Origin of the sequence: Prevotella falsenii DSM 22864 = JCM 15124 (genome assembly GCF_000613945.1) — a bacterium.
GTDB lineage: Bacteria > Bacteroidota > Bacteroidia > Bacteroidales > Bacteroidaceae > Prevotella > Prevotella falsenii.
Window position 1 is genome coordinate 1 of sequence record NZ_BAJY01000059.1, and the last position, 4,332, is coordinate 4,332.

The window sequence follows — 4,332 nt, forward strand, 5'->3', positions numbered from 1 at the left end:
GTAATATTAAAGATTTTTGTTGAAATACGCAAGTTTTTTTTATAAAAAACATCATCAACACTAAAAACAAAAACCATTTTATATGGCAGACAGTAATTGCAGGAAGAAAATAAGTGATTACAAAAAACTATACAGTAAGACCTCTGCAAAACCCATTCTTTACCAAAACACTGTTACTGACAAACAACAAATTGCATTTGTTATTTCGTTGTTTTGATTGGGTTTTACAGAGGTCTCAATAGATGATTCTACATCAACCATCAATTCTTTTTAGTGGACCTGCGGAGAGTCGAACTCCGGTCCGCACAAGGAAACCATACGCTTTCTACATGCTTATTTCAGCCTTTGGTTTTCGAGCATTGGCAAGACCTGAACCACCAACCAATGCCTTATCCTCATAAATTTCATTTGGTCATCGAGGCGTACCCAAACTATTTCCGATTTAACCTGCACCGCTGAATCCTCCGATTCGGAACAACATCTTTGGAGCGATGTCTCGTTCAACTATCTGATAGTTGAATAAAGCCGGTAATCTACTGTACTTCGATTAGGCAGCGAGAGCGTAATTGTTTTCGCCAATTAATTGTTCGATAACTGAGATTTAGGAGCCAGCCACCCACGCTCCGCATGCTTACATACCATTTCGTCTTGCCGTCAAATCCATACAAGCCCATTGTATATAAATATCGAAATACCGAAAAACAAACAGCTTTTGCAGTCGTTATCCTATATTCCGTACCATTAATTAATAATGTTCTGCAAATGTATAACCTTTTTTTGAGAGTACCAAATGTTTCTGAAGTTATTGGTGTTTTTGCTAAACAATTCCTTATACAAAGTTTATTAGCTTCTTCAAAAATATTCTTTGCCTTCTCTCTGCGATAGGTTAATAAGGCTCTGCGCTCTTCAGATGTCAGCATAGTTCTATTCCGTCTAATTCAACATTGCTTAAAAACGAAGAGCGTGTACGCTTGTTCCACTCTTCCATTGTATAGATAAGTGGGTGAATCATTGCATCAAGTTTCCAGCCTAATTCCCAAAAAGGATAACTGTATCTGTCATGATCGACAGACTCAATCTGTTTCTTGTCCACCAATATGAGAATATCCCAATCCGAATCAGCAGTTGAATCGCCACGAGCTTGCGAGCCGAAAAGAATAATCTTTCCGCCTTTAGGTCTAATCTGTCTTGCAACTTGGAGAATAGACTCAAACACTTTTTTTCTTACGGATAGTGAACTCATAATGCAAAGATAAAGAAACTTTTATATATCTGCAACTTTTCAGCTGTATTATATTTTCTATTATAAACTATGATAAAACAGCTGCTTTGGTACAAAAACACTGAAAAAGTTGAACCTTTATACACAGGTTCAACCTTTTCAGTGTTCTCTTAAATTTACTTTTATGTTTTATTTTTAATACAGAAAGTATTCTTACGCTTCCTTATCGTATTCCAAGTGGAAGTTGATAACGGCTTCGATGCCTTTCTTCCAAAGGTCTATCGGCATGTTCTCGTTTGGAGAGTGGATTGCGTTTGACTCCAAACCAAAGCCCATAAGCACACTCTTTGTACCGAGCAACTTCTCGAATGTAGAGATAATAGGAATGCTTCCACCGATGCGAACAGGCAACGGACGCTTGCCAAAGACAGTTTCAAAGCCACGTTCAGCAGCTTTATAAGCAGGGAAGTCGATAGGACAAACATAGCCATAACCACCGTGAAGCATTTCTACTTTCACGCTAACGGTATCGGGAGCTACCTTATTGAAATAGTCTACAACGAGCTGACCAATCTTCTTGTAGTCCTGATGTGGTACAAGACGTGAAGAAATCTTTGCGTATGCCTTTGAAGGAATTACGGTTTTTGCACCTTCGCCGGTATAGCCGCCCCAAAGTCCGCATACATCGAACGACGGACGGTAGCCTGTACGTTCGATTGTGCTGTATCCTTCTTCGCCAAAAATATTCTTTATACCAAGCGACTTCTTATATTCTTCTTCGTTGAAAGGAATAGAAGCAACGAGTTCGCGCTCCTCTTTTGACGCTTCTTCAACATCGTCGTAAAATCCCGGGAAGCGTATCTTGCCGTCAGGACCGGTTACATCGCCTATTAACTTACAGAGAACGTTCGCCGGATTAGCCACTGCACCGCCGAATGTACCGGAATGGAGGTCGTGATCCGGACCTGTAACCTCTATCTGCCAGTAAGCCAAACCGCGCAAACCTGTTGTTATAGAAGGTACGTCAGCACCGATAAGCGATGTATCCGATACGAGAATAACATCGCACTTCAACAGCTCTTTGTGCTCTTCGATGAACGGACCGAGGCTGCTTGAGCCGATTTCCTCTTCGCCTTCAAAGATGAATTTCATATTGTGCTTCAACAAGTCGTGCTTGTTGATGTATTCAAACGCCTTAGCCTGAATGAACGATTGTCCTTTATCGTCGTCAGCTCCACGCGCCCAAATGTGTCCGTCTTTGATAACCGGCTCGAATGGTTCGGTCTTCCAAAGTTCGAATGGTTCAGCCGGCATCACGTCGTAGTGTCCGTAAACCAAAACTGTCTTGGCATTTGGGTCTACTATTCGTTCTGCATACACCATAGGATTGCCCTTTGAAGGCATCACTTCTGCTTTGTCTACCCCTGCTTCCAAAAGCAGTTCTTTCCATCTTTCGGCACAGCGTACCATATCTTCCTTGTGGGCCGGTTGTGCACTTACGCTTGGAATGCGTATCAGGCTGAAAAGCTCTTCGAGCATTCTTGCCTCGTTTTCTTCTACATATTTCTTTATCATAGTCATTGATGTTTTGAGATTTCTTTTTCCATAGTTGCAACGCCACGAAAGCGAATGCACCGCAAATATACTACTTTTTTTCCTAATGCAAGTGGAAAAGAGAATATCTTTGCTTGCTTTAAACTAAATTAGATAAATAGCACACAACATCTTCTTGTTTGGCAGGCAATTCAAAGAGCAATGCTTCGTATGCAAAAGTACTTATCTCACTACCACTTTCGTTTGCCTGTTACCTGTTTTAATGATGTATAAACCTTCCGGTACAGGCAAGGAAATATCTGTTCCTTCGGCTGCAATACAACTGTAAACGAGCATTCCTGCCACATTATACACATGTATATCGGCAGCATTACCGTTTGTTGCTATCAGCAATTTGCCTTTTTCGCTTCTGACAGAGATACCCGAATTTGAAACTACATCAACTCCTAACGTCTCGTCTTCCAAGATGTTAGGAATGAATTTCTTCCATTGTTTAGCCTCTTCATACGCTTTTTTACTACCGACCGGAACATACAACTTGCAAGAACCGCCGATGTCGCCCGTGCTGACTTGCTCGAAAACTTCTGTTCCCATTGCTGCTCCCGTTAAAGGTTCTTTCAGCTCGCACTTGATAGTTCTCAATTTTACACAACCGTAAAAAGCATCGTTTCCAATGTATGCTACATTGTGAGGTATTCTCATTGCTGTCAATCCGACGCACCCATAAAAGGCTTGTCCGGATATTTTTGTTACGCTTTCGGGAATATTATAATCTCCCTTTTTCGCACTTGGGCATTGTATCAGTATCGATACATCTTTGTTAAACAACACGCCGTCCTTGCTACAATACTTTTTATTGCTCTCTTCCACGTCTATTCTTTCCAACTGCGCGCAGGACATAAAAGCCCAATTCCCGATTTTTTCGACAAGATTGGGGATTTTTACAGACACCAAACCATGGCAACCCAAGAAAGATTTGTCGCCAATAGCTTTCAATGTGTTTGGCAAAGTTACGGATGTCAGACCATCGCACATGTAAAAAGCCTGTTTCCCTATCCCGGTAACAGTATACGAAATTCCTTCATGAGTGGCTGATTCGGGTATTGCAAGCACGCCCGTCGGTTTTACGGTATATCCTCCTCTCGGCTTTTCCGATACAGCATAAACCTCTTTGGTTTCCTTGCCGGTTATTTTGTAGAAAAGCTTTCCATCGGTAAAGTCATACGGTTTAACTTGCGCTTTCACATTCATTTGTAGACTTGTCAATAACAGACAAGCAAGTCCTGATAAGATTTTCTTTTTCATAATAAAATAGTTTGTCGTACATCTGTACGTGGTTAATAATTCAATAAATTCTGATACAAACACCGATAAATAGTGCAAACAGCATTAATAAGTTCAACAAGTTCATCTGCAACAACCGAATACCATGATACTTTGTGAAAACATTGGCAATTACGGAATTATGCGTCTTTCGCAAATATAGACATTAAAATCCATAGTTCCAAATTTATTTGATGCTTTTTCGAGTAGCCAATGCTTTTCTTTACACCGGC

General features: G+C 40.7%; 3 protein-coding genes and 1 other RNA gene. All 4 read right to left on the minus strand.

Annotated elements, in window-relative coordinates:
• Window positions 1-271: 271 nt before the first annotated feature.
• Window positions 272-672: a transfer-messenger RNA gene (gene ssrA, locus JCM15124_RS15570) on the minus strand.
• 241 nt (window positions 673-913) lie between these two features.
• Window positions 914-1,243, minus strand: a complete 330-nt coding sequence (locus tag JCM15124_RS12250; RefSeq protein WP_024999640.1) for a nucleotidyltransferase domain-containing protein — start codon at window positions 1,241-1,243, stop codon at window positions 914-916.
• Window positions 1,244-1,435: 192 nt separating this feature from the next.
• Window positions 1,436-2,797: a dipeptidase gene (locus JCM15124_RS12255; RefSeq protein WP_024999641.1), complete on the minus strand. Its 1,362-nt coding sequence runs from the start codon at window positions 2,795-2,797 to the stop codon at window positions 1,436-1,438.
• A 201-nt stretch (window positions 2,798-2,998) separates the two neighbouring features.
• Complete coding sequence (locus JCM15124_RS12260; RefSeq protein WP_024999642.1) at window positions 2,999-4,081, minus strand: leucine-rich repeat domain-containing protein; 1,083 nt, start codon at window positions 4,079-4,081, stop codon at window positions 2,999-3,001.
• Window positions 4,082-4,332: the final 251 nt, after the last annotated feature.